Raw genomic sequence first — 23,302 nt, 5'->3', positions numbered from 1 at the left:
ATATTAGAAAACATTCCATTTTCAGATCAACTTTAAAAAGAAGAGAAAGAACTTTTGGTTATGCAAATATTTGCAAATACTCAAGTTATGAGAAATAATATTTTGGATTTGCTAATAGAAAACAGATTAGAAGATGATTGTTATGTTGAAATGTTAGATTACACCATAGATTTGTTTGAAAGTAGAGGATTGGGTAGAGATTATTACGGATATCACAACATCAACCATGAATTAGAGGTAACGTATTTTTCACTGTTAGCATCAAAACAAGAAAAAATAAAATTCACACATGATGATATAAAATACCTGTATGTTGCAGCATTGTTTCATGACTTTGATCCAGAGAAAAGTGTAGACAAACCACATGAAGAAAGTGTTTTAAAATTTATTGCAACAGATAGAAAGCTTAGTCAATTAATCAAAACAGCAAATATTGATTTAGAAATTATCAAAGTGTTAATTTTAAGAACAACATATCCATGGATGGGGGAATTGAAAAAAAATGCAGAAGAACAAATCAAACAATGTTTTCAAAACTCAGAATTAACAAGAAACAATGTAGAATATCAAAAACACATAATGGATATTGGATGGTATCTTACCGTAGTAGACAGGATTAGTGGGTATGCATTAGGAGACTTTGCAAAGGCTATGGAGATGGCCAAGATGAATGCGCATGCACTTGCATGGAGACCATCATTAATTGTCAGAAGCGCAGTGGCATACTTTGAAGAATTACTAAATAAAGAAACAGATATGGTAAAACCAGTTCTCAAAGTACTTTCAAATGAAATGAGAAAAAACTTTTTTGATACAGTTTTATCATTTATGAGAATTAGACAGCAGGAAATTACAATTCAAGCTGATTGCGCATACAAGAATCTCAAATTGATACCAACTATAGAATGTATGTCAACTAGAAATGAACCAGAATTCATTAATTCATTACACGATATTTTGCTAGAATTACCAAGACCATTACAATTTTTAGATAATTTTGAAAAATCAGTAAAGGATCCAGACACAATCATCACCACATTGAGATTAAATGATGAAAACGGAGAAATTGTAGGATATGCAAAAGGTGGACTATTAGAAAATTATCACCTAAGAGAAGAGATTAGAGATGAAAATTACGGTTTGGGAAATACAGTGTTTTTAGAGCCAATCGCAGTTAAAATGGGGTATTGGGGATTAAAAGGAGGCAGTGAAATGCGTCACATGTTTGTAATGCAGGCACATTCTAAAAAATTCAAGTATCTTACAAGTTTTGCATTAAGAGATGTAATTAATGCCAGAATTGAAAAGGAACAAGCAGAATTTGTGGCCAAGTTTGACCCAGAACGATGGGATTATTATCGAATTAGAATTTAGTTCATCAAATGAATTCAGTAGAAACACAACTAAAAAAAATCATCAGGGGAAAAGTTCATTCAGAAACAGAATTTAGGAAATTTTATTCTGTGGATGCTAGTTCGTATCAAATATTTCCAAAAACAATAGTTATTCCAAAAAATGAAAAGGATGTAATAAACACAATAAAAATTGCAAAAAAATACAAAACCAATGTGACTGTACGTGGTGCAGGTACAGGTTTAGTTGGAAGTGCGTTAAATAATGGAATCATTTTAGATATGAAAAATTTTGATTCAATCAAAATAAAGAAAAATTATGCAATAGTTGGAACAGGGGTAGTAAAAGGAAAATTAGATGAAAAATTAGAGAGATATAGAAAATTTTTTCCACCAAATCCTTCAGTAGGATCATTTTGTTCAATTGGAGGAATGTTAGGAAATAATTCCAGTGGAAGTAGAAGTTTAAAGTATGGAAGTATGATTGACAATGTATTAGAAGTAACAATTATTGATGGCAATGAAAAAAAAATTGTTCTCCCAAAAGATGAAAAATTATCCAATAAAATTCAAAAGAAAATAAAAATTGATGAAAAGAAAATTCCAAAAGTATCTAAAAATTCTTCAGGATACAGAATAGATAAAATTATTTCAAATAAAGATAGTCACAAAATCATTGTTGGTTCTGAAGGAACATTAGGAATTATAATATCAGCAAAATTAAAAATAAAAAATATACCAAAAAAAAGAATTCTTTTTGTTGTAGAGTATAACTCAATTAAAAATGCAATAAATGATTGCTTGACAATAAACAAAACAAATCCATCTGCTATGGAATTTGTTGATAAAATAACATTACAACAAATTAATCATAAATTTCATAAAAATACAAAATGTTTACTTTTTGTAGAATATGATGAAAAAATTAGTCAAAATATGAAAAAATTCAAAATGATAATTTCAGGAAATATTATAAAAAAACTGACAAAAAAACAAGACATCTTCCAATGGTGGAAATATAGAGATTCATCGTTATATTATAGCCTCAAAAACATAAAAAAAGAAAATAGAATCCCCCACGTAATTGAAGATGCAGCAGTACCAATAGAAAAGTTACCAGAATTATTCGACATACTAGATAAGATCAATAAAAAATTCAAAACAAAATCAGTAATCTATGGCCATATTGGAAATGGGAATCTTCATGTAAGATTAATTGGGAAAAGAAAGAAAATAACACAAATTAAAAATATTGCAAAACAATACTTTGATGAAATTATCAATATTGGAGGGACGATAACTGCAGAACATGGAGATGGTTTAGCACGTTCAGAATTTATCAAAAAACAATATGGAAAAATTAACTTTGAGACATTTCAAAAAATAAAAAACCAATTTGACCCAAACAACGTATTAAATCCAGGAAAAATAATTAGTGAAAAAAGTACAATAATCAAAAATTTTGAAAAATTGTAATTATGTTAAACAATTCAGACAACATTACAAAATTAATGGTCAAACATGATTTGAAATGTTAACAAAACATTGTTTTGATTAAAACTAAAACATTACAAACTGATCAAATTTGAAATTACTGATCAAAAATAAAAATAAAAACTAGAGCAAAAACAATAATTATTTAAAAAATACGTATGATTTGTTCATAATTTAATCGAAAAAACATCCAATACGAAAAAAATGGTTCTAAAACACAATAATTAAGATCGGAGGTTTGCCTAATTGTGAAAAAAGTTCAACAAGTTCTTGCTAATAGAACCTCGAGCCTAGTGAGCATATGACAATAGGATATTGCGTAAAGTGCCGAGACAAACGAGAAATCGGTGGCGCTAAACCATACACAATGAAAAATGGTAAACCTGCAATCAAAGGCACATGCCCAACATGTAGTACAGCCATTTTCAGAATCGGTAGAGGATAAATTTCTAATTAGGAATTTAATACTGCCATTCGTCAGTAATGCCATTCCATAGCGAACGCATAGGGGATGGATCTTTTTCTATTTCTTCAGTAATTCTGTTTTTTAATACAAAAAAGAAGTTTTCCAATGCATCAACACCACCATCATCATACAATTCACGTCCAATCTCAGAAATTCGTTTATGTTTTTCAGAAACTTCAGGAGAGTCAGAATTTTGTAAACAGAATGTCATTAAATCGATCAATTCCTCTTCAAGCATGAAATCCATATAGAAGCATGAAATGATTGATCAAAATAAGGTTTTAGGAATAAAAAAGGAGATTATTTGAGACGTCTGTAAATCTCTTTGAATTCTAAGGACATGCTGTACGACAGGTTAAGTAAATGAACAAGTTGATTCATGGATGTCTTATCATGTCCAAGTTGTCTTAGAATGGTTAACGCTTTTTGAGGAGAGCTAGACAATAATGGATTTTGTCCAGACCATGTCTTGAATGCTTCCTCAACATCCAGACTAAAGTTCAAAACAAATTCTTTCCAATTAGGCATTGCCTTAAGAGCTTTTTCAGTTAACAGTACTTGAGACAATTCTCTAAATTCGTTTTTTCTATCAATGTATAACATGTCTAAAGCTTGTTTGATTTTTTCTTCTTGATATTCAGGTACATTTAGCATGTACATTCCTGCAATACTCATACAAGGTTATTCACATAATTCAAGATAAACAGTGTAGTCAATTCTCTGAAAATTTGTTAGAATTTTTAATGTAAATTGAACAGATGTTAAAAAATAAAAAAGAGGATCTTATTGGAATGGGTCAATGAATGGACAGTTGACAATATGATCACTATCCATAGGACGTGCAATACCAATATCGATCAAGCCAGCTTCTCTGTATGCATTCAAGTCATCAATGGTTTCTAACAATTGTGCATTTTCTGGATTAGCCCAACTTGTCATGAAAATTCTCCACATAGGAGAATAATTTTCATCACCGGGAGCTCCGGCAGCAATTCCAGGTTGGAATCCTAACGGACCAGTACTAGTCAAACCATTTTTGAATTGAAATAGATCAACTGCTGCTGAATTTGCAATCAAACTTGCAGATGTTGGAGAACTAACAACACCCATCATTCCTGCAGGGCCACTAGGAGTAGCATCTGTTACAATGTAATAGATTGTTCTACCATCAGGACCCCATCCACGATGAGCTATGAAAGTTACATTCATCTCTTCTGTATCAATATCAAGAACTTGTCCGCCACCATATGGTGTTTCATCAGTCAAAGTTTTGTCTTCCTTTACCATCATCTGTCCATCAGGCCAAACAATTTGAGGCATATTCAAAACTACATCAACAGATGTTAATGTGATTTCACCATTATCTGCAGCTTCCATTACCATGGCATCAGAAGTTAATACTCTAGGTGTTTTGTTTTCATTCCACGTTACATGTACGTGAGAAGTTAGTGCACTGTATACATCTGGTTGTGCAGGAGTGCTAGTGAATACTTCTCCTTGGAAACCATGTACACCATCACCTTCTATTCCGTTGGTAAACATGTAGGTTTTTGAAAGTGCAGTGTCAGGAGCATTCTTTAACAGTGGTGCAAGTTCCACTTTCCATCCTTGGTTTTCTGTAATCAAGTCTGCATGAGTAGGGTCACTTGAATCAGTAATGATGTAGTAAACATCTCCACCATCATAGAAACCTTGATGCATTGGAATTGTAGCTGGAACATTTGCTCTTGATAATCTAAGTACAGAGCCCAAGTCTGCTTCAGTTAAATCTTCGGATTCTTCCATCATGGTTTCTTCCATGTGTTTTTCTTCATGGGTTTTTTCCATGACATCCATCTTTTCTTTTTCAACTGGAGCTACAGGTGTGGTTGCACTGTCTTGATCTGCTTCCCAGCCAGCTCTGCCGCCAGGATAGTTAGAACATAGATCTAGCCCACAAATACCAGTACTAGAACCATATTGAGAGGTTGCAGTACCTTTGCTTTTTTTAGCATCGGCATCTGAGAAATAGTCAGTTCCCAAACCTGTTGTCAACAAGGGTAAAATTGCAAGTAATGCAATGTATCTTAGACTCTTGTTCATTGAATGAAAAATTGAATTTTTGTTTAAAAGAATTTGTCCAAATCATAAATCAACCTACAAGTTCTGAAAAACGATTTTCAACATAATCCCAATTAACAATATTCCACCATTCTTTAACATAATCAGGTCTACGATTTTGATATTTTAGATAGTAAGCATGTTCCCAAACATCCAATCCCAGTAAAGGTATTTTTTGTAATGTCCAAGGACTGGTTTGATTTTCAGTAGAAAGAATTTCTATTTTGCTGTATGTTGAATTAAAAACCAACCAACACCATCCACTACCCTGAATTCCAATTGCAGTGTTAGAAAAAATCTCTTTAAAGTTATCAAAACTATCAAAATAAACATCAATTGCATCCTCAATCTTTCCACCAGGGGAACCATCACCATTAGGAGTCATTATTTCCCAAAATAATCTGTGATTTTCAAAGCCTCCACCAAAGAAATTGATTTTGTTTCTACCAGACTCAGGTATGGCTTTTAGATCAGACAATATTGATGTGATGTATTGAGGGTGAGATGCAGATCCAATTTCTATAAGAGATTTGTTTAGTCCATCAACATACGACTGATGGTGTTTTTGATGGTGAATTTTCATTGTTTCAGTATCAATGTAAGGTTCCAATTCATCATATCCATAAGGCAATCTTGGAAGTTCGTATTGAACCATAAAACAGATCACTATAATCCACATATAATCTTCAAGAAAGAATCAAGTTTTTATCCAAAATTATATTGTTCAAAATATGGTTCATCCAGTAATTACAGAAATTTTTTCAAATGAAGAAAATGTAATTTTGTTTTTTGAACGGATGTCAAATCAAATAAAACAAAAAGAAAGATTAGAAGAATTCTTCAAGTGGCATTTAGAAGTTATTTCAGAAGTAATTAACGAAATAGACAAAACTACAAAAATTGATTTTTCAGAAAAAGATGAATCTGAAAATTGGGCAAAAGAATTTTTGAGAAATTATGATGAAAAAATAAGGACGATGAGAAAAAACAGTAATCAGATATTTGAAAGGTTTCATGAATTAAAAACAGAATTTGACAAAATCATTCCAAAAGAAAATCAATATGGAAAGGAATCAGATGAAATAATGCAAGTATTTCTCAATAAGGAAGAATTACTTATCGGAAAAATTATTTTTGCATACAGAGAATTATGGTTTGTTGCAAATCAGATTAATGATTCAAATTTTAAAATAGGTTCAATTAATGATTATCAAGAGTGGCTCAAAACCAATTATTCAAATCTTAAAAGTGTAAAAATTATACTACAACAAATTCAACACAAGATTTTAGGGTAGAAAAGATGATAAGACTTGAAAGATCAAAAAAAACATGAGGAAATTAGGAACAATTGATTTAGAAGTTTTACATTTAGCAGTTAAAGAAAATGGAACATTTGATGAAACAAATCTAGAAAATTCAGAATTAAAGAGATTGGGGGTTGGAAAGATTCTAGATACGCTAGGGTCATTAAAAGATAGAAAATTTATTTCACTTAACAGTAATGGTTCGTTTTCAATTACTCCGGTTGCAAGAGAAATTCTATGGGGAGAGAAAATTCCAGTTTGGGCCAAAATATTACGACTGCTTCAGATAAAATCATGCAATATTGATCAAATTATTGATATTTTACAAGTGTCAGAAACAGAGATTTTGCAAGAGATAGAAAAATTGAGACAAAACCAATTTGTTCTCATGTCACCTCAAAGACAAGATGAAAAAATTATCAAAGTATATGAGATATTACCTGAAGGAGTAGAAGAAATTGATAAAACAGAAACAGATGGATTTGATAAAATAAAATTTGGTGAAATAAAACCTGAAATTGAAATTCTTAGTTTAATAGATGATGTAGTAAAAGAAATACAAGATTCTCAAATTGAACTAGAAAAGAAGACAAACATTATTGAAAAATTATCAAAACTCAAAACAAAATTAAATGTCTAGTTATTTTGAACGTATTTTGTCTTGAATTTGTGCAAGAATAAGTTGTGCTTTGTCTTTATTTTCAAAGGTTTCAACACTTTCATCCATAATTTCATCGATTTCATAACTCTTGTCTACCAAAACATTTGCAACATGATCATCAAGTGTGCCATTACCAATCAAATAATATGCAAATACAGTATTCTGTTGTCCAATTCTATGCAAACGATCTTCAGCTTGTCTGTGGATTGCAGGACTCCAATCAAGTTCTGCAAAAATAACATATTTTGCTCGAGTTAAATTAATTCCTACATTTCCTGCACGAATTCCTGCAATCATTAATTTTGATTCGCCTTTTTGGAATTTATCTATCTGATCTTGTCTCAGGGTATCAGATTGGCCTCCAATTATCGATACAGGTGAGAATTCTTGAAGACTCTCATGGAGTAATTTGTGAATTACTTTATGATGACAAAAAACTACAACACTTTCCTCAATTTCCATGATATTTTTTACAAAATTGATAACATGAGGTAGTTTTGCCAAGCCTGCAATTTGTCTTTCACTCTGTATTGCTCTATGATATGAAGCTGATTTTGAAAATTCGGATTCAGCCTCTTTTTGCTCTTCTTCTAAGCGTTTCCAAATTTTGTCTAATTCTTCAACATAGTAATCAGTGTCTGCTGCAATGACTTCCTTGTAGCGTACTTTATCTTTGAGTTCTTTTAGCACATCAGATTTTTTGCGTCTAAGCATAACATGTTTTTGGAGTTCGTTTCTAAGTGATGCACGTTTATTTTCCAATACAATTGCCTTACCCTTTTCATTTACATAACAAAAGTATTCACAAAATTCTTTGAAACTTCCAAGGAGTCCAGGTTTCAAAATATCAATGATTGGCCAAATTTCAGAACCACGGTTGTAGATAGGGGTTCCGGAAAGTCCAATTCGATAAGACACTGATGGTAATGCAGCTAATTTTTTTATTGATTTGTATTTTTGAGTTGTTTTAGATCTTAAATTATGGACTTCATCACATACAACAGTTTTGATTCCAACTTTTGCCAAATCATCATATCTTTTGAAAAGTAATTCATAATTTATTACATAAATGTCAGTTTTAGGAAGTTTTTTTTTCTTTCCAGTTCTAATTAAGGTAACAGTAGGAGATTCAGATTCAAGTAATCTTCCATTTCGGCTTTTTTTCTTAAGAAATTTTTCAATTTCTCGTTCCCAATTGTTTAATGTAACTAATGGTGCAACAACTAAAACGGGAAATGTTTGTTTCTCAGTTGCAACATAAGATAATGTTTGTACTGTTTTTCCAAGACCCATTTCATCAGCTAATAATGCATTACCAGAGGATTTCATTAAGAAATCTAAACCTTCTTTTTGGAAGTTTAGTAATTTTCCTCTAAATTGGTCTCCTGTTTTTGCTCGTTTTAGTTTGTGTTTTACTGGAGGCAAAGTAGGTTTGGGAGCATAGGTTTTGACGATTTTTCTTTGCCAAGTGGTTTTTGATAAAATATCAAGAGGATACCTATCAAGGATCAGTTTGATTTGTTTTACACTTTCAGTACTATCAGGAATAATCACTTCGTTGACATTTTCCCCATACCAAGCCTCAGGCACCAATCTAGAGATCATGCTTACAGCACGCTCACCAGTTATCTTCCAGCACCAGATTTTTGAGTATTTGTCAAGAACATACTCCAATGTTCCGATGTTTTCCATGGATGTTTCCATAATTTGTCGATAGAATGTTTTTTTGCCTTATGAATCTTCATGTTTTTCTCGATCATTAAAAAAAGAAACAAAGATCTCCAAGAGTTAAAATATGATAATGTTTTTACCTATTGGAAAAATCATGTTTTTCGATTAGGCTCAAAATTAGACATTAAAAATTTGAGAAAACATTAGTGTTGCATACAAAGTTGAAAAAATTTAGACATAAAATCAGCATATGTTTAAAGTTGATGAAATTTGTAACGAAGTGTGGATTTCAGACAAGACCAAGAACCAGATGTTGAAAAACCCATCATCATTGCAGCAATGCAAGACATGGGAAATGTTGGAAGTATTGTCATTAATTTTATCAATGAATCATTAAGAACTAAAACATTTAGAATTTCTACAACTCCGTTTCCAACATATGTTGTAGATAGAGGTGGATATATTGATCTTCCAGATGAAAGTTGGGAATATAGATACACTGACGATTTAATTATTTTTGGTGGAGGAAAAGGACAACCACAAAGTACTGCGGAATTAAATGCATTGTGTCAAGATGTTATTGATGTTGCAAAAAAATATTCTACAAAATTCATCTATACACTTGGAGGATTTCATACAAATAGACCATACAAAAATAATCCAAAAACATACATCACTACAACATCTAGAGAGTTGACTAAACAGATGGAGGGATTAGGAGTAGATATGACTCCACAAAAATCAATCATTACAGGTTTTAATGGATTAATTTTGGGATTTGCAAAAAAGAACGAAATTCACGGAATTGGCATGTATGGAGAATTAAATGAGCCTGAAATACCTCAGTATCGGGCAGCAATTAGCATAATTAAGACTCTTGAAAAACTGACATACAGAAAGTTTGGAGATACAAGTAAACTAGAAGTTATGGCTCAAGAAATTGAAAGAAAATTCAAGAGTTAATTTAATGGGATTTTCCTATTGGGTGAGGTTCAGTATTTTCATCATGGCAATCACATGAACATAGATAGGTTTTATGATTATTCATACAATCAATGCATTCAAAATGTTTCCTAGTTTCACAAGCAGCACAGATCATCTTATTATAGATATTTCATAGATGAATTTGAATTTTTTCGTAGATTTGTACCTAGTATTCTATTTCACTTCGACTCAATAGATCGTTTGTTAAATCAACATACCCTTGTGGATCTAATTCTTTTACAAATCCACCATCAATGTTAATCAAATAAACAGAGTGTAGATGGGCATTCAAGATATCATCATATTCTATTGGAGGGTTTTTGTAATATTTGTCACAGAGATCTTTGACTTTTTGAACATCTTCTTTCTTTCTAGCATTAGGAGGAAGTAAGAAAATTTTCGGGATGGGTAAAATTCCAGTTGCAGGACTGGCCAAGGAAAATTTAGAACAATGTTGACTATACCTTGCAATTTTGCTCATTATTCTTGCAGTAAAGTAATCTATAGTATCCATTGCATGTTCAGGAGGAGTAAAGCCTGTTTCAATTTCTATAATGGTATTACCACCGCCTTTTTTGGCAAAAATATCACAAACTAAAATTTCAGAAATTTCTTTTTCAACATCTACAGCGTATCCTCTAGAAATTAAATTACTTGCACAAATTAACTCCAAAATAGAATGGTTAATTTTTACCAAGTTTTTCTGATACATTTCAATTAATTGTTGTCGTACATAGTTTAGTTTTGGAAAGTCTTTTTCTTTCAAATTTACAGATAATTTTTCAGTCATATCATACACATCGTTCCGAAATTTTTCTAAATCCATGATTTAAGATAAGATGATTTTGGGGGTTTAAGAATAATCTGCAATCAAATAATCGTTTCAAGCATGAAAAATGTCAAAATTAATCAAATAAAATTGAAAATTAGCGAATTTTTCTTCATACTTTGTCTTAACAACAAAAATCAACACAACTTCAAGTGTACAAAAAAGCAGGAATAGTAGGAATATTCTCAGTTTTAATGATATTTTCCACAATTCAAACATCTGAGGCGGAATTACTAGATTTCGTTATAGACCTCCATGTAGAAAAAGGGGCAATAGTATCAGGCGAAACATTAGTCGTTTCGGGCAAAGTTGTAGACCATGCATACAAACCAATTCGAGGTGCAGAAGTACTAGTTAGAACAGGTTCTGAAACAACAAAAACATTTACTGATCCGTGGGGAGTTTTCAGGGCAGAGTTTGAAAACTTTGAAAGAGTTCCAGGAACGTATACAATTAATGTAATTGCAAATTGGTATGGAATGACAGGATTAGAAACCACTCAAGTTCAAGTTAAAGGTGATGCGTCAGCCGTTTCATTATTACAACAAAAATTAAACACAGAAGAGGCAAAAAAATACCTTAGTGCAAATGAAGAAGATTTTGAGAAAGACCCAATAGGACAAATGCTCTTCAAATACTATCACGGATTATTGCAAGAATTAATTTTAGAAAATAAAGAAGCATTACAACCAAATGAAGAAGAATTGTATGTAGAAGAACAAAGAAGTATTGCAGAGGCATTTAGAGAAGAAGCAATTGACGAATATAAGCCCAGTAATGGGGTTTTTGAAGGACTGAACTATGAATATTATGTAAGTAATTTAAATTCGGAAATACGCGATATGGTAGTTAGCCAGCTAAACTTTACAAAAAATATTTTTGAAGAAGCCCAAATTGTAAAAGCACAAATTATTGCAAATGGAGGAACATATGAAGAAGCTCAGCAAGCATATCTTGAAATGCTGTCAGTTCCAAAAGAAAAACTAGAAGAGTTTAATGATCAAAAATTAAAAGAGTTAGAGAATCCCGAAGTAAGTTCTGAAGAAGAAGAAGTAAGTTCTGAAGAAGAAGAAGTAAGTTCTGAAGAAAAGAACGATTGATAAATTCTACGTGCTTCTTATATTCAAAATTCACCTAAATCACTTATGAAAATAGATATCCCAATACCCTGTCCTAGTTGTGGCGGAAAAATGTATTCAGTTTGCTATGAATCATCATTTTCGCTTTTGAAGAAAAGAAGTTGGCAAGTATGTAAAGAATGCAGTTTTGAAAGAAATTCAGAAGACTTCAAAAAATCAATTTGCTGTGCATAACAGCATGTATTTTTTCTAAACAATTTTTAACCGTATTCAGGAAAAAAGTACGAATTGAAGATATATCATAAACCCACTTGTATTACTTGTAAAAAAACAATATCGGAAATTGAAAGGATGAAAACAGATATTGAAAAACGAGATTTCTTCAAAGAGCCATTTTCCGAATCAGAATTAAAAAAAATTGTAAAAATGACTGGAAAAAAACCATCAGAATTATTGAGAAAGAGAGACAAGATGTACAAAGAACTCGACTTAGAGAATAATAAAAAAACAGATTCTCAAATAATCAAATTGATGGTACAATATCCAGGGTTAATTTTAAGACCAATAATAATATCGAAGAATAAAGCATATGTTGGAAAAGTAGACGCATCCAAAATAAAATAATTCAAGAATTTTCTTTTTTGAATATTCTAATTGCTTCTAAATGAGAACAATTTGCTTTAAGTCCTTTTCCATGATGGAATTTGTAGAAGTTTTTGAATCCAGGACATTCACAAGTATCAGATGTTACAATGTATGATTGTTCGGGATTAGACGATGATTTTACTTGAAAAAGATCATCCTCTAATTTAACAACACCACCTGCTTCAACTAATTTTTTTGCTTTGCGAATAGTGTTTGCACTCATAACTATACAGAGAATATCTCATTTTTTATTCTTTAATTTTTTTAACATGTTTGCCCATTCTTCGTCTTGTGCCATTGCATTCTCATAGAGAAGCTCAAAAGTCCACGCAATAATTTCAGACCATATTGCTTTTAGGGACTCATCATCAGTCCACAAGACACTAGTTTTTACAGCATTCATTGCTAGAATATTTTTAGCATTTTTTGAAGGATTTTGATTCCATTTTTTTATCACACGGTCACAAAATCCCAAGATTTCAGTTTTTGTTAAGACTAATTCATCAGGATCAAACAAATTTTTAGCATTGGTTTTGCCATTCTTTACCATACTTTACCAGTAAGATACAGAATTATAATTTTTTAGAAGAATATTTTCATAAATTCTTAAATAATTTTCTTACGATAGTATAATGACGAGAGACCTGCTTTTCTGCCCAGATTATGCCTAGAGTTCGTTTCACTCTCGTCAAATTCTTTTACGGTTACTTTCAAATGATTATAAACTGATTTTCATATTTGTGATTAGTGAGTATGAAAAGATATGTTGCAACAAGGGCTGCAACAATGTTTGGAGTTTTGATGATTACACTGCTAATCACAATTTCATTAGTTGGTTCAAACATGGACACCATACTAAAACAAGGAATGGTTTTTCAAGTTCGTTCAGAAATCACAGAAAATCCTGCAATCGCAGAGAGTTTTTCATCTGTGGAAGAATTTGAAAAATTCATTCAAAGTCAAATTGATCAAAGAATGAAGGTTATGGGTCTAGATGAACCGTGGTATTCACCTCAAAGAATAGGACTAACAATGTACAAGATTTTATTGTTAGATTTTGGTCATGCTACTTTTCTTACTAGTGATGCAGGATCATCTGATGTAAAGGATATAATATTTGAAAAACTACCAAGAACAATTCTCCTATTTACAACAGCCACAATAATTATTTCAGTAATTGGCATATTCTTAGGAGCATTATCAGCAAGTAAGGTAGGCTCAGTTATAGATAGAATCACATCAAGTTTTGCGATTATCAGTTCAAGTTTTCCAGTTTGGTGGATAGGAATGTTGATGATATTTTTATTTGCCTTCACGTACCAGATATTTCCTGCAAGAGCGACACCAGACATTCCTTCATCGGATCCAGGATACATAGGATCATTGTTGTATCATATGGCATTGCCACTTATCACAATTGTAATGATTGGTTTTGGTTCATGGGCATATTTGGTAAGAAATTTCATGGTAGGAATTATGCAAGAAGATTTCATCATGGCAAAAAAAACAATCGGCATTAAACGAAAAAAGATAATCTATACTCATGCATTAAAAAATGCGGCACCACCAATCGTCACCATTTTAGCTTTAAGTTTATCAGGTTCGTTAGGAGGGGCAATCATCACAGAAGCAGTATTTGACTGGCCAGGAATGGGAAGATTGTACTTTGAAGCAATTACAGTAATGGATTTACCAGTAATAATTGGTGCAACGTACATTCTAACAGTGTTCTTTCTAGTTAGCATATTCATTGCAGATTTGCTTTATGGGTACTTTGATCCAAGAGTGAGGACAGGGCAATGAGCAGTATAACACCTCAGGAAATCAAGCAAGAGTTTCTTAAAAGCAAAATAGGAATTGCAGGGATTACAATTTTGAGCATACTCGTAACAACATCAATTATTGCAATTATTGCAATTCCAGTAGAAACATTTCAAGAATGGAATAATCCAGGAAATTGGATTTCATATCCCAAAGTTGCAGTTCCAATTTGGATAAATATTTTCATGACTGAAAAAATTCCTGAACATAAAATTCTAGAAAATCCACACATTCAAACAAATTCAGAAGGAGAGATTATGTTATCATCCCATAAATTTGGAATAAATTTTGATTATGAATTTTTTCCAAATGATTTTATCTATGTTTTTTCATCAGAGTATTCTGAATCAGTGTTATTACAAATGTCAGTCACAAGACCAGATGGAATAAAATTAGAATTATCATCCACATCATTACCTTATTCACATACTAAAACAGTTCATAGTGAAAGAATTTTTTCAACAGATGAAACAATAAAGAAAAATTTGTTATTGCAATCAGACTTGTTTGATTTCAATTTAGAAAGACTATCAGCTGAAGATATTGTATTTTCAAATACCAAAACAAATGAACCGCTAAAAGGAAATTATATTTTTTCAGTTGACACATATTCTATTAATTCTGAAATTAAAAGCCATGAATCAAAATTGATCATAGGTGGAAAAGCATTTGGAATGATGGGGACAGATGAATTAAGACGAGACCTTGCCATAGGACTGTTATGGGGAACTCCACTTGCTTTGTTTATCGGTTTAGTGGTATCCATTGCATCGGTAATAATGGGATTATTGTATGGGGTGTATGCAGGATTCAAAGGTAAAAAAACAGACGAGGTGATGATGAGATTCAATGATGTAATCTATGCATTACCGGCACTTCCATTTTTGATAATTTTATCAGTCACGATTAGTAACAGTATATTCGTTCTAGTAGGGTTTTTGATGATTTTTGGATGGGTAGGAATTGCAAAGGTTGCAAGAAGTATGTCTTTACAAATCAAGACCAAAGGATATGTGGATGCAGCAAACATGATGGGGCAAAAAAATTCCAAAATTGTACTCAAACACATCTTACCGCAGTTACTCCCATATGCATTTGCGAGCATTGCGATATCAGTACCAGCAGCAATAACTACGGAGGCAGGTTTGAGTTTTCTAGGATTAGGAGACCCATCATTTCCAACATGGGGACATATACTTCATGATGCAAATACATTCGGAGCAGCTGCAAGAGGATTATGGTGGTGGATCATGCCTCCAGGAGTAATGATTGCAATTGCAGGACTTGCATTTGTATTCATAGGAAATGCACTTGATGCAATTGTCAATCCAAAGTTAAAAAGATGATTAGAAATAACTTCGAATTGTGGATATTGCTGAATCATTTAATTTGATTGTGTAAGTTTTTGAATTTGGATCAGTTTCTTTTGTTTGAGCTAGGATTTCAGTAAATTTTGTTTTTTCTTCTTCAGTAGCTCCTGCTTCATGAGTACAAAGATTGAATGCCTTAAGATTGAGATTGTTTTTTAGCAAATGTGCAATGAATTGTTTGTAATCTTCGGGATTTGTCCAATCTTTGTTTTTTTCACCACATGCAGAAATCCATACATCAACAGAATTATGGAAGATTACCTTTTGACTAATTTCATTAAGAGACATTTTTAGAAGTCAGCACGTTGCATTTTAGAGCCACATCGTGGACAAGAGCCACCTTTGTGTTTGTTGTTACATACAAGACATACATAACGTACACCACCAGAGCCACCTTGGGAACCCATTCCAAAGAATCCACCGCCTCCGGCACCAGAGTCACTACCGCCATAACCACCTCTCATACGATTCATGTATCGTCTTCTCAAAATTAATGGAAATGCGATAAAGATTGCAAGTGCAGCTCCCAATCCATATGGGAATGGCAATACCATTTGCAATCCTATGCTGATAGCCAATGATGCAAATAAGAAAATCAAATATGTTTTGTAATTAAACAATTCATAGAAAGTACCTCCAAAAAGGTTATAAAGTTTTGTCAGTTTTTTTGAAATTCCACTAGAATTTTGAATTATTGTTTTATTGAGAGGGGGATAGCATTGCCACTACTATCCCAAGCAAAGACAGATTCATCAGAATACGGAGATTTGACAATTAAAGAAACCAATCCAAAGAAATTATGCAAATCAGTAACAGAAGGTTCTGCTGAGCCACTTGGATGTGAATGCACAATTCCAACATAGCTCATATCAAAAGGCAAGAAAGAGTGTGGAAATCCTGCAAATGTAGGTCCAGTGTAATTAAATGGAGGAATTACTAGTCCATCAATGTTAATTTCACCGTTTTTTGATTTTCCTTTGAGAATTAAGATTCCTTCATTAGGATGTTTCATTTGACAATATGAGAGAATACTATCAAGAACTTCTTTGTTAAGGATAACTTTGCGTTCAAATTTTTTCTTTTTGAACAACATGAATGATATTAGATTTTGAACTAATTTAATTTTAGGACATCAAAACGGTGTATTTTGTATTAGAAAATGACCTCAATTTTTTCTCTATTTCAGTAACAAGTTGGGGTATGCTAGTGTCAATTTCATCAATCTCACCTTGAAACGTTTCAGACTTTAGTTCTAAATCATTTTTCGAATCAGATGTTTTAGCAAATTCAGATTCCAATGAGGTTAATTTTTCAGATCGAAGAGAATCTAAATCATTAGACATTTTTTGATGTTTTTGAAAATATGTTGAAACTTGAGAAATGAATCCATCTAAGGTTTCTACAGTTTCAGTGATTTGTGATAATGTCTTTTCAACATCTTTTACAGATATAGAACCAGATGTGACATTTTTTCGAACATTTTCTAAGATCACAATTATAGAATCTTTATTTTCAGAAGTCAATACATCAAAGGGATTTTCTACTAATTTGGTGAGGATGTTTTTTTGATCTTTTTCTAAAGATGATGTGTACTCATATCTACCAAGAGGTCTAGAAATCTTTGTAAACTGAGAGTTGATTTCATTTTTGATTTTTGCTTTTTCATTTTCAAATAATTCAAGGGATTTTTTTGATTCAAGATATTTTTTATATTCATCAGAGGATTTAATCTCATCAATATTTTTTTCTAAAGAGGAAAGTTGTTCTTTTGTGGATTCTAATTCATTATTTGTGTTGATAATTTTTTGATCTTTTTCTATTTTTTTAGATTTTAGAGTTTCAATTTTTTTTAATGCATTAATAATTTCACTAGAAGTAGATTCCGTGTTTTCAAAATTTTGAAGAACATCATGAATGTTAGAACGATTTTGATTCATAACTTCCAAATTATCTTTTAATTGATTAGCATATTTTTTGGCAAAAATATGAATAACTCTAGTTTGACGTCCCAAAACATCACCCACTTTTTTTAAAATTTGATTCAAAGAATTATCTAGTTTCTTTGCACTTTCAATTGAAGATACATCTGGAAGAGAGACAACACCTCTCTTAATTACATCAATTACCTGTTTTTTTCCTCTAACAACAATAACGGCAAGATGTTTATCAATGTCATCAACATTCAGAGTGTCTTTTTCAAGCATGTTTCCAATTTTGATTAAATCCTCAATTAGAGGAGCAGTACTATTTCGAAGATGTTTTACCTCAGATACTGTTTGGGATTCGCGTAGTTTTTTCAGATCATCTACAATTTTCTCAACATCATCAAGAGAGACATCTTTTGACTGAGGGATCTCTTCTACAACTTTTTCTTCTTGTTTCTTTTTGCCCCATCCAAAGACCATTTGATAATATTGGTTAAAGGGGATTAAAAATGGTTGTACAAAATTTAAAACTCACAAGATTGTGGGTGCCATATGGTTAAATCTGTAAAAAAATCATTTCATACAGGCACAGTCAAAAAAACAATAAAGATCAAAGCATCAAAAGACAAAGTTTGGAGAAAAGTTAGCAATATTGTAGGACTGCCAACATGGTTAGTCGATGTAAAAAAAACAGTTTATCTTTCTAAAAAGAAAAAAGACGTAGGAGCAATAAGATTAATCACATTTGCAGATGGAAACCAAATAGAAGAACATGTGGTAGCATGGAAGACAGGTGAATATTTTACGTATGTAGCAACTGAAGGTTTACCATTAAGGGCATATGTGGCAACAATATCAATTAAACCAAAATCAAAAAATCTTGTAGAATTAACATGGCAATCATATATCAATAGTAAAAAAATGTCAGAAAAGCAATTTACAGACTTCTTATTGTTTATGGGTTCATTTTATGAAGCATCACTTGAAAATCTAAAAACACTGTTAGAAAAATAACACTAGCAGTTTTTTGGGTTAAAATGTAAATACTGTGAATCAGAAAAAGACATTATGAGTGATATGAGGTTTATCCTAATTGGAATAGGTCTAACTTTTGCAGGATTTATTGTGTTAGGCGTATTTGGTGAACAGTATCAAGCTGCAACATTTGAGGAAAATGAATTTGGAACATGTTATGAGTATTTTGAAGATAAACCACCTCAGGAGATTAATTGTTCATTTAAGGTAATGGACCAAACGGTATTTTTTGCACTAGTGATAGGATTACTTGGAGCAGGAGCTATTGCGTTGGTTAAAGGTGCAAGGGGAGATTGGGACAGTAAAGTAAAACCTGAGGATGTTGTAGGTCCTGGTAGTTCACAAAATGAAGATTCAGAAGGAAAACAAGACTAGTAAGTTTTTTTAGATTTTATTTTTTCATATACTTCAGGATCATCTTCTTCCAATCTTTGAAAATATACTTCTTCATATGGCATTTTTATCAATACATCATATCCAAATTTGTTTTTAAGCTTAAGGAATGATTTCTACGTAATCTAGGCTCAGTTAAGAAGACTCGATGATTTGTTTCATGTTATTAACTAGTTCTCCAATTTCTTCTACTCTTTTATTGAATTGTTTATCAGTTAATTCATCAGGTTTATTCAGAGTAATCAAAATTTCAGAATAATCTCCATTTGAAACAACTCTCATAGGAACATCCCATACAGATTCTTCATCAACATATTGATGATCTAAAATTCCAAGAGGTTTATTCTCATTAAATTTCAGTTTAGATTTACCATGAGGCCCAGTAAAAGACCACCAACCATCATCATGAAATTTTGCATCAGGCATCATTTTAGGAGGTAATTGTAAAATTGCATCAAATGCATCACCTGTTTTTTTCTTTACAGTAATAGTAATTGTTCTAGATCTTGGCACGGTTTTAAATTCGATTAATGATTAAAAAGGATATAGTAGTAATGACACTAATCAGATTGAAATCTATTTGTTAAGAAATTCTTTGATTTTTTTCAAATTTTCAACATTTGATTCATGAAACATAACCATAGATTCTGCAAGTGAGTTGGGCAAAACTGTTTTAAGATTATCAACTAGTTCATCCCCACTAGTAATCATATTATCGATGAGTTTGTCTATCTCGTTTTTATCATCAACCATATGAGAAGATTATGTTAATCTTAATTATCTTTTTTTATGAGAGTTGCAGTAGAACGAACTTTGTCTAATTTTTGAATATTCCAAGAAACGATCTCTCTAATCTTTTCAAAATTCTCAGCTTGTAATTTGACTAGCATATCATGAGTTCCAATAGTTTCAAAGACATCTACGACTTGTTCAAGTTCTTTGAGTTTTTCAATAATTTCAGTTTCTGCGCCTAACTCACAATTTAACATAACGTAAGCATCAGTCATGAATCTAACAAATAGTACTCGCTATTTAAAGATGGATAATTTTAGGTAAAGCTTACCACGTTACATGAACCAAGTCCTTGAGATTTCGTCTTGGCTTTGGGAATTTAGTTTGTTTAGGATATCCAATACACAATACAGAAGAAGGCACCAAATCAGTTCCAATTACATCCATTACCTTTTGTTCATCAAACATTCCAATCCAAATCGAACTCAATCCTAAAGCCTGTGCAGCTAATTGAGAATATCCAGCTGCCAAAGTAGCATCTTGAATGGCAAATTTTTTTAAAACATATTCAGGAAAATCAAATTTTACTCTAGAAGGATTTTTACAGAAAACTAACACCACAGGTGCATTAACATAAGGTTGATTGTTACATGCTTCAATTAGTTGTTTTTTCTTTTCAGGACTTTTTACGTAAAAAATTTCAAAGCCTTGATAGTTTCCAGCAGTTGGAGCAGTATCAGCTGCTGCAATAATTTTATCTATTTTTGCAGTTTCAACAGGTTTATCCAAAAATTTTCTTGTTGAACGCCTCTTTGCCATAACTGCAAACAAATCAGTATCTACAACTTCAGTTGGTCCAGATTTTAAAATGAAGTTAATCAATTGATTTCTTACATTAGGATCAGTTGATTCAGGAGTTGTTTCAGGTTCATAGCCCAACGGATAAATTTTTTCTTCTTTTACGTCAGGGGCCATAAAAGAACTAGATAAAATAAGTATTAAAGAATTTGAAATTATTCTGCTTCAAATTTGTCACAGCCAGAAGTACAAGGTTTGTTCATTACACCTTCACATTTTCCTATTGCATCATGCATGATTCTATGGTGACCGCAGATTTTGCATTTTTCTCTAAAATGTAAAATCAATTCTTCAGTTGAAATTTCTGATTGTTGAATCTTTGACTCTAATTCTTTAGTCATAAGGATATTCTTTGAATCAGCCATAAAAATTATGAATACGCCGGAAGAGAGATTCGAACTCCCGCACGCTTGCGCGTAGCCGTTTTCGAGACGGCCGCCTTACCACTTGGCTATTCCGGCAATTAACCTAAAATTTTCTCCATAATAAAGCAAATCAGAACTAGGATTTTTTATCAATGTTAAACAATTCATCATTAAATCTTTTTTTGATTTGGTCTTTAGTTCGATTCCATTCTTCATCAGAAACAGTGTCAGTAAAAATAGAATGAAATTCAAGGAAATCCACATTAACAATAGAAGTAATCTCTTGTTTTTCAGAGTCTGAAAAAGGAAAATAAGAAGTTATTTTAGAAACAGTGTTAGAGTCATATTTTATTTCAAATATTTTATCTTCTAGATGAGGAGGAAAAACAATTTTTGACATTTTATTCAAGCATATCATTCATGCAAATTTGAAATAAAGGTTTTAGTTGAATGGTGTGATGAAATTTCTTTCATGTTAGATCTTAAGGATTGGAGGATGTCATCATACGATTCACCAAACAAATCTTGTAAAACATGTTTTAGATCTTCTGGATTATCATAACAGTCATCTAATGTTAAATTATAGTCTTTTTTCAGGATTGACATTACTTTGTCAAGTTCATCATGACCTAATTCAAGTAATGTATTTTTTAATGCCAAAGTAATCATTGTTTTTTGCATGTTTTCTAATTCATCTTTTGGAGGCAAACAAAAACGATGAGTATTTTGAATTATTTCATCAACATCAAGAGGTTCTCGAAATACAAAAGAAGGATTCAATCGATTCATTTTCATTTCAGATTTTAAGGACATTTTCTCAACAATTAAGAAAACTATTGCATTTGGATTAATTTCTCGAATTTTTTCCAAAGCATACAATCCATCATAAACAGGCATTGAGACATCAAGATATACAACATCGGGTTTTAATTTTTGAAACAAAAATAGTGCCTCTTGACCATTATGTCCCTTACCAACAACCTGGATATTGTGAGTAGTCAAAAGTTCAGAAAATAGATCAAGTGTTTCTTTTTCATCATCTATAACCAATGCACGAATGCTCATTTTTTACACACTGCCATTCCTGATTCGTGCCCATTATACAATACCCGCATAGCATCTACATTGCATTCTGAAATATAAGGAAATTCAGTCAGTATTGTAGGAGCCATTAGGTCTTCTGGATCGGTAGAATGACCTAGTCCCAAAGCATGTCCAAATTCATGTCGTACAATTGTTGCTAATTCAGATGCATCCAAGTTATCAACATCATAAATTGTGATATATGATTTTAATATTTCACCATCTTGTATGACAGATTTGGTGTATCCTGTAAAACCATCAGTATCAATCAAATTTGAAAAATTAATTATGATTTGACCTTCACCATTTTCAGATTGAAAGATATTGAAAGTTGTAGGGACTGTGTAGGCAGTATCAGTTTTTGCAGCTTCTTCCATTGCACCAGCCCAACCTAGAAAATATATAGATTCAGAGCCTGGTGGACCTCGATTAATAATATGATCGTCTATTAGTATAGAGTCTGTAGAATTAATGACTTTTAATACAGCATTGTGTTGTTCAGATGTTAAAATATCTCCATTAATTAGATTAACATTTAATGCATCACCATCTAATATTCTCCAAGACTTTACAGTATCAATTGTGTCACCACGTAAATTTTCAATTAAAAATTTTGTTTTCATAGGAGACTCAAGAACAACAGCATCAGCTACAATATCATCGTGTAGAAAATATGTATTAATCAAAAATGGAGTCATAATTGAAAAAAACACGAATGATGCAAAAAGCACGAGATGTTTAATTGAAATTATTTTTGTATCAAAATTAAGTTTTAAAGAATTTTGATTATGTTTTTTATTATTTTTAAAACTAGAATCATGTGTTAAATCATTTAATGAATCAATTTCAAAGTCATTAATTTGTGAACTAGTTTTTGTTAATTCATTTTGTAAAAATTTGGCTTTTCTTTGAAGTAATTGAAATTGTTGATTTTCAATTTCATCTAGGGCATTGATATAGTCCTTTTTTGCAAAGGTGTTTGCAACCATGGAATTCGTAATGTCATATCAATTAAGAGCAGTTGTATGTAATTTTTAGAACAGACAAAAAGAAGCATAATTGAATCAAATATCAAAGTATGAGCCTAGGGATTTAGTAATTTATCAAAATAATGTCAATAGCGATCAAATTTATC

At 31.7% G+C, this 23,302-nt stretch carries 32 protein-coding genes and 1 tRNA gene; 12 read left to right on the top strand and 21 right to left on the bottom strand.

Features of this window, described 5'->3' with window-relative positions; translation table 11 throughout:
* Positions 1-60 precede the first annotated feature (60 nt).
* From NMAR_RS03935 to NMAR_RS09700, 3 genes are all read left to right on the top strand, one after another.
* Positions 61-1,374, top strand: a complete 1,314-nt coding sequence (locus NMAR_RS03935; protein WP_012215118.1) for a hypothetical protein — start codon at positions 61-63, stop codon at positions 1,372-1,374.
* Between the two features lie 8 nt (positions 1,375-1,382).
* Complete coding sequence (locus NMAR_RS03930) at positions 1,383-2,828, top strand: FAD-binding oxidoreductase (protein WP_012215117.1); 1,446 nt, start codon at positions 1,383-1,385, stop codon at positions 2,826-2,828.
* 319 nt (positions 2,829-3,147) lie between these two features.
* Complete coding sequence (locus tag NMAR_RS09700) at positions 3,148-3,291, top strand: DUF5679 domain-containing protein (RefSeq protein WP_012215116.1); 144 nt, start codon at positions 3,148-3,150, stop codon at positions 3,289-3,291.
* Between the two features lie 16 nt (positions 3,292-3,307).
* Here the strand turns inward: NMAR_RS09700 and NMAR_RS03925 are convergent, their stop codons facing one another.
* The 4 genes from NMAR_RS03925 to NMAR_RS03910 all read right to left on the bottom strand — a co-directional run bounded on the left by NMAR_RS03925 (position 3,308) and on the right by NMAR_RS03910 (position 6,067).
* Complete coding sequence (locus tag NMAR_RS03925; RefSeq protein WP_012215115.1) at positions 3,308-3,559, bottom strand: hypothetical protein; 252 nt, start codon at positions 3,557-3,559, stop codon at positions 3,308-3,310.
* A gap of 53 nt (positions 3,560-3,612) precedes the next feature.
* Positions 3,613-3,987, bottom strand: a complete 375-nt coding sequence (locus tag NMAR_RS03920) for a hypothetical protein (protein WP_012215114.1) — start codon at positions 3,985-3,987, stop codon at positions 3,613-3,615.
* A gap of 108 nt (positions 3,988-4,095) precedes the next feature.
* Positions 4,096-5,394 (bottom strand): DUF7482 domain-containing protein, encoded by a 1,299-nt coding sequence (locus NMAR_RS03915; protein WP_012215113.1) that lies wholly within the window; start codon positions 5,392-5,394, stop codon positions 4,096-4,098.
* Positions 5,395-5,443: 49 nt separating this feature from the next.
* A complete protein-coding gene (locus NMAR_RS03910; protein WP_012215112.1) occupies positions 5,444-6,067 on the bottom strand; it encodes a superoxide dismutase in 624 nt (207 codons plus the stop codon).
* Between the two features lie 76 nt (positions 6,068-6,143).
* On the opposite strand from NMAR_RS03910, the gene NMAR_RS03905 reads away from it, so the two are divergent.
* Positions 6,144-6,707 (top strand): hypothetical protein, encoded by a 564-nt coding sequence (locus NMAR_RS03905; RefSeq protein WP_012215111.1) that lies wholly within the window; start codon positions 6,144-6,146, stop codon positions 6,705-6,707.
* A gap of 34 nt (positions 6,708-6,741) precedes the next feature.
* Positions 6,742-7,356: a hypothetical protein gene (locus NMAR_RS03900; RefSeq protein ID WP_012215110.1), complete on the top strand. Its 615-nt coding sequence runs from the start codon at positions 6,742-6,744 to the stop codon at positions 7,354-7,356.
* Here the strand turns inward: NMAR_RS03900 and NMAR_RS03895 are convergent, their stop codons facing one another.
* A complete protein-coding gene (locus NMAR_RS03895; RefSeq protein ID WP_012215109.1) occupies positions 7,357-9,081 on the bottom strand; it encodes a DEAD/DEAH box helicase in 1,725 nt (574 codons plus the stop codon). It abuts the gene before it with no gap.
* A 306-nt stretch (positions 9,082-9,387) separates the two neighbouring features.
* On the opposite strand from NMAR_RS03895, the gene NMAR_RS03890 reads away from it, so the two are divergent.
* On the top strand, positions 9,388-10,011 hold the full coding sequence (locus NMAR_RS03890) for a PAC2 family protein (RefSeq protein ID WP_420835139.1): 624 nt from the start codon (positions 9,388-9,390) through the stop codon (positions 10,009-10,011).
* Positions 10,012-10,198: 187 nt separating this feature from the next.
* On the opposite strand, the gene NMAR_RS03885 is transcribed toward NMAR_RS03890, so the two are convergent.
* On the bottom strand, positions 10,199-10,858 hold the full coding sequence (locus NMAR_RS03885) for a hypothetical protein (protein WP_012215107.1): 660 nt from the start codon (positions 10,856-10,858) through the stop codon (positions 10,199-10,201).
* Between the two features lie 155 nt (positions 10,859-11,013).
* Here NMAR_RS03885 and NMAR_RS03880 point away from each other — a divergent pair, with 155 nt between their 5' ends.
* Both NMAR_RS03880 and NMAR_RS03870 read left to right on the top strand, forming a co-directional pair.
* Entirely contained in the window at positions 11,014-11,961 is a 948-nt protein-coding gene (locus NMAR_RS03880; RefSeq protein WP_012215106.1) for a peptidase associated/transthyretin-like domain-containing protein, read from the top strand.
* Positions 11,962-12,228: 267 nt separating this feature from the next.
* Entirely contained in the window at positions 12,229-12,564 is a 336-nt protein-coding gene (locus NMAR_RS03870; RefSeq protein ID WP_148680084.1) for an arsenate reductase family protein, read from the top strand.
* Between the two features lies 1 nt (position 12,565).
* On the opposite strand, the gene NMAR_RS03865 is transcribed toward NMAR_RS03870, so the two are convergent.
* Entirely contained in the window at positions 12,566-12,808 is a 243-nt protein-coding gene (locus tag NMAR_RS03865) for a hypothetical protein (protein ID WP_012215104.1), read from the bottom strand.
* Between the two features lie 18 nt (positions 12,809-12,826).
* Positions 12,827-13,135 (bottom strand): hypothetical protein, encoded by a 309-nt coding sequence (locus NMAR_RS03860; RefSeq protein WP_012215103.1) that lies wholly within the window; start codon positions 13,133-13,135, stop codon positions 12,827-12,829.
* Between the two features lie 203 nt (positions 13,136-13,338).
* Here NMAR_RS03860 and NMAR_RS03855 point away from each other — a divergent pair, with 203 nt between their 5' ends.
* Positions 13,339-14,388 carry an ABC transporter permease gene (locus NMAR_RS03855; protein ID WP_012215102.1) on the top strand — a complete coding sequence of 350 codons (1,050 nt, stop codon included), beginning with the start codon at positions 13,339-13,341 and terminating at the stop codon, positions 14,386-14,388.
* Positions 14,385-15,752 carry an ABC transporter permease gene (locus tag NMAR_RS03850; RefSeq protein WP_012215101.1) on the top strand — a complete coding sequence of 456 codons (1,368 nt, stop codon included), beginning with the start codon at positions 14,385-14,387 and terminating at the stop codon, positions 15,750-15,752. The genes NMAR_RS03855 and NMAR_RS03850 overlap by 4 nt, the downstream gene beginning before the upstream one ends.
* Here NMAR_RS03850 and NMAR_RS03845 read toward each other — a convergent pair whose 3' ends face one another.
* The 4 genes from NMAR_RS03845 to NMAR_RS03830 all read right to left on the bottom strand — a co-directional run bounded on the left by NMAR_RS03845 (position 15,753) and on the right by NMAR_RS03830 (position 18,181).
* Complete coding sequence (locus tag NMAR_RS03845; RefSeq protein ID WP_012215100.1) at positions 15,753-16,064, bottom strand: hypothetical protein; 312 nt, start codon at positions 16,062-16,064, stop codon at positions 15,753-15,755.
* A gap of 2 nt (positions 16,065-16,066) precedes the next feature.
* Positions 16,067-16,396 carry a hypothetical protein gene (locus tag NMAR_RS03840; RefSeq protein WP_238523199.1) on the bottom strand — a complete coding sequence of 110 codons (330 nt, stop codon included), beginning with the start codon at positions 16,394-16,396 and terminating at the stop codon, positions 16,067-16,069.
* 71 nt (positions 16,397-16,467) lie between these two features.
* The gene (locus NMAR_RS03835; RefSeq protein ID WP_012215098.1) at positions 16,468-16,869 is read right to left on the bottom strand and encodes a Mov34/MPN/PAD-1 family protein; all 402 of its coding nucleotides are present in this window, start codon (positions 16,867-16,869) and stop codon (positions 16,468-16,470) included.
* A 31-nt stretch (positions 16,870-16,900) separates the two neighbouring features.
* Positions 16,901-18,181, bottom strand: coding sequence for a coiled-coil domain-containing protein (locus tag NMAR_RS03830; protein WP_012215097.1), 1,281 nt, complete (start codon positions 18,179-18,181; stop codon positions 16,901-16,903).
* 72 nt (positions 18,182-18,253) lie between these two features.
* Between NMAR_RS03830 and NMAR_RS03825 the strand changes: the two genes are divergently transcribed.
* Together NMAR_RS03825 and NMAR_RS03820 are read left to right on the top strand one after the other, a co-directional pair.
* Positions 18,254-18,715, top strand: coding sequence for an SRPBCC family protein (locus NMAR_RS03825; RefSeq protein WP_012215096.1), 462 nt, complete (start codon positions 18,254-18,256; stop codon positions 18,713-18,715).
* A 63-nt stretch (positions 18,716-18,778) separates the two neighbouring features.
* A complete protein-coding gene (locus NMAR_RS03820) occupies positions 18,779-19,111 on the top strand; it encodes a hypothetical protein (RefSeq protein ID WP_148680299.1) in 333 nt (110 codons plus the stop codon).
* 153 nt (positions 19,112-19,264) lie between these two features.
* Here the strand turns inward: NMAR_RS03820 and NMAR_RS03815 are convergent, their stop codons facing one another.
* The 9 genes from NMAR_RS03815 to NMAR_RS03780 form a co-directional block, all read right to left on the bottom strand.
* Positions 19,265-19,642, bottom strand: a complete 378-nt coding sequence (locus tag NMAR_RS03815; protein ID WP_012215094.1) for a hypothetical protein — start codon at positions 19,640-19,642, stop codon at positions 19,265-19,267.
* Positions 19,643-19,705: 63 nt separating this feature from the next.
* The gene (locus tag NMAR_RS09695) at positions 19,706-19,882 is read right to left on the bottom strand and encodes a hypothetical protein (protein WP_187146564.1); all 177 of its coding nucleotides are present in this window, start codon (positions 19,880-19,882) and stop codon (positions 19,706-19,708) included.
* A gap of 20 nt (positions 19,883-19,902) precedes the next feature.
* The gene (locus NMAR_RS03810; RefSeq protein ID WP_012215093.1) at positions 19,903-20,136 is read right to left on the bottom strand and encodes an Lrp/AsnC ligand binding domain-containing protein; all 234 of its coding nucleotides are present in this window, start codon (positions 20,134-20,136) and stop codon (positions 19,903-19,905) included.
* Positions 20,137-20,188: 52 nt separating this feature from the next.
* Positions 20,189-20,836, bottom strand: coding sequence for a nitroreductase family protein (locus NMAR_RS03805; protein ID WP_012215092.1), 648 nt, complete (start codon positions 20,834-20,836; stop codon positions 20,189-20,191).
* A gap of 38 nt (positions 20,837-20,874) precedes the next feature.
* Positions 20,875-21,060, bottom strand: a complete 186-nt coding sequence (locus tag NMAR_RS03800; RefSeq protein WP_148680082.1) for a hypothetical protein — start codon at positions 21,058-21,060, stop codon at positions 20,875-20,877.
* Between the two features lie 38 nt (positions 21,061-21,098).
* Positions 21,099-21,180 (bottom strand) — tRNA-Ser (locus tag NMAR_RS03795).
* A 40-nt stretch (positions 21,181-21,220) separates the two neighbouring features.
* Positions 21,221-21,484, bottom strand: coding sequence for a hypothetical protein (locus NMAR_RS03790; RefSeq protein ID WP_148680298.1), 264 nt, complete (start codon positions 21,482-21,484; stop codon positions 21,221-21,223).
* A 14-nt stretch (positions 21,485-21,498) separates the two neighbouring features.
* Entirely contained in the window at positions 21,499-22,149 is a 651-nt protein-coding gene (locus NMAR_RS03785; RefSeq protein WP_012215090.1) for a response regulator, read from the bottom strand.
* Positions 22,146-23,156, bottom strand: a complete 1,011-nt coding sequence (locus tag NMAR_RS03780; RefSeq protein WP_012215089.1) for a matrixin family metalloprotease — start codon at positions 23,154-23,156, stop codon at positions 22,146-22,148. Before NMAR_RS03780 ends, NMAR_RS03785 begins: the two co-directional genes overlap by 4 nt.
* Between the last annotated feature and the right edge of the window lie 146 nt (positions 23,157-23,302).

Source organism: Nitrosopumilus maritimus SCM1, assembly GCF_000018465.1.
Taxonomy (GTDB): Archaea; Thermoproteota; Nitrososphaeria; order Nitrososphaerales; family Nitrosopumilaceae; genus Nitrosopumilus; species Nitrosopumilus maritimus.
The sequence above is the reverse complement of the archived record's forward strand: the minus strand, read 5'-3'. Positions and strand labels throughout refer to the sequence as shown.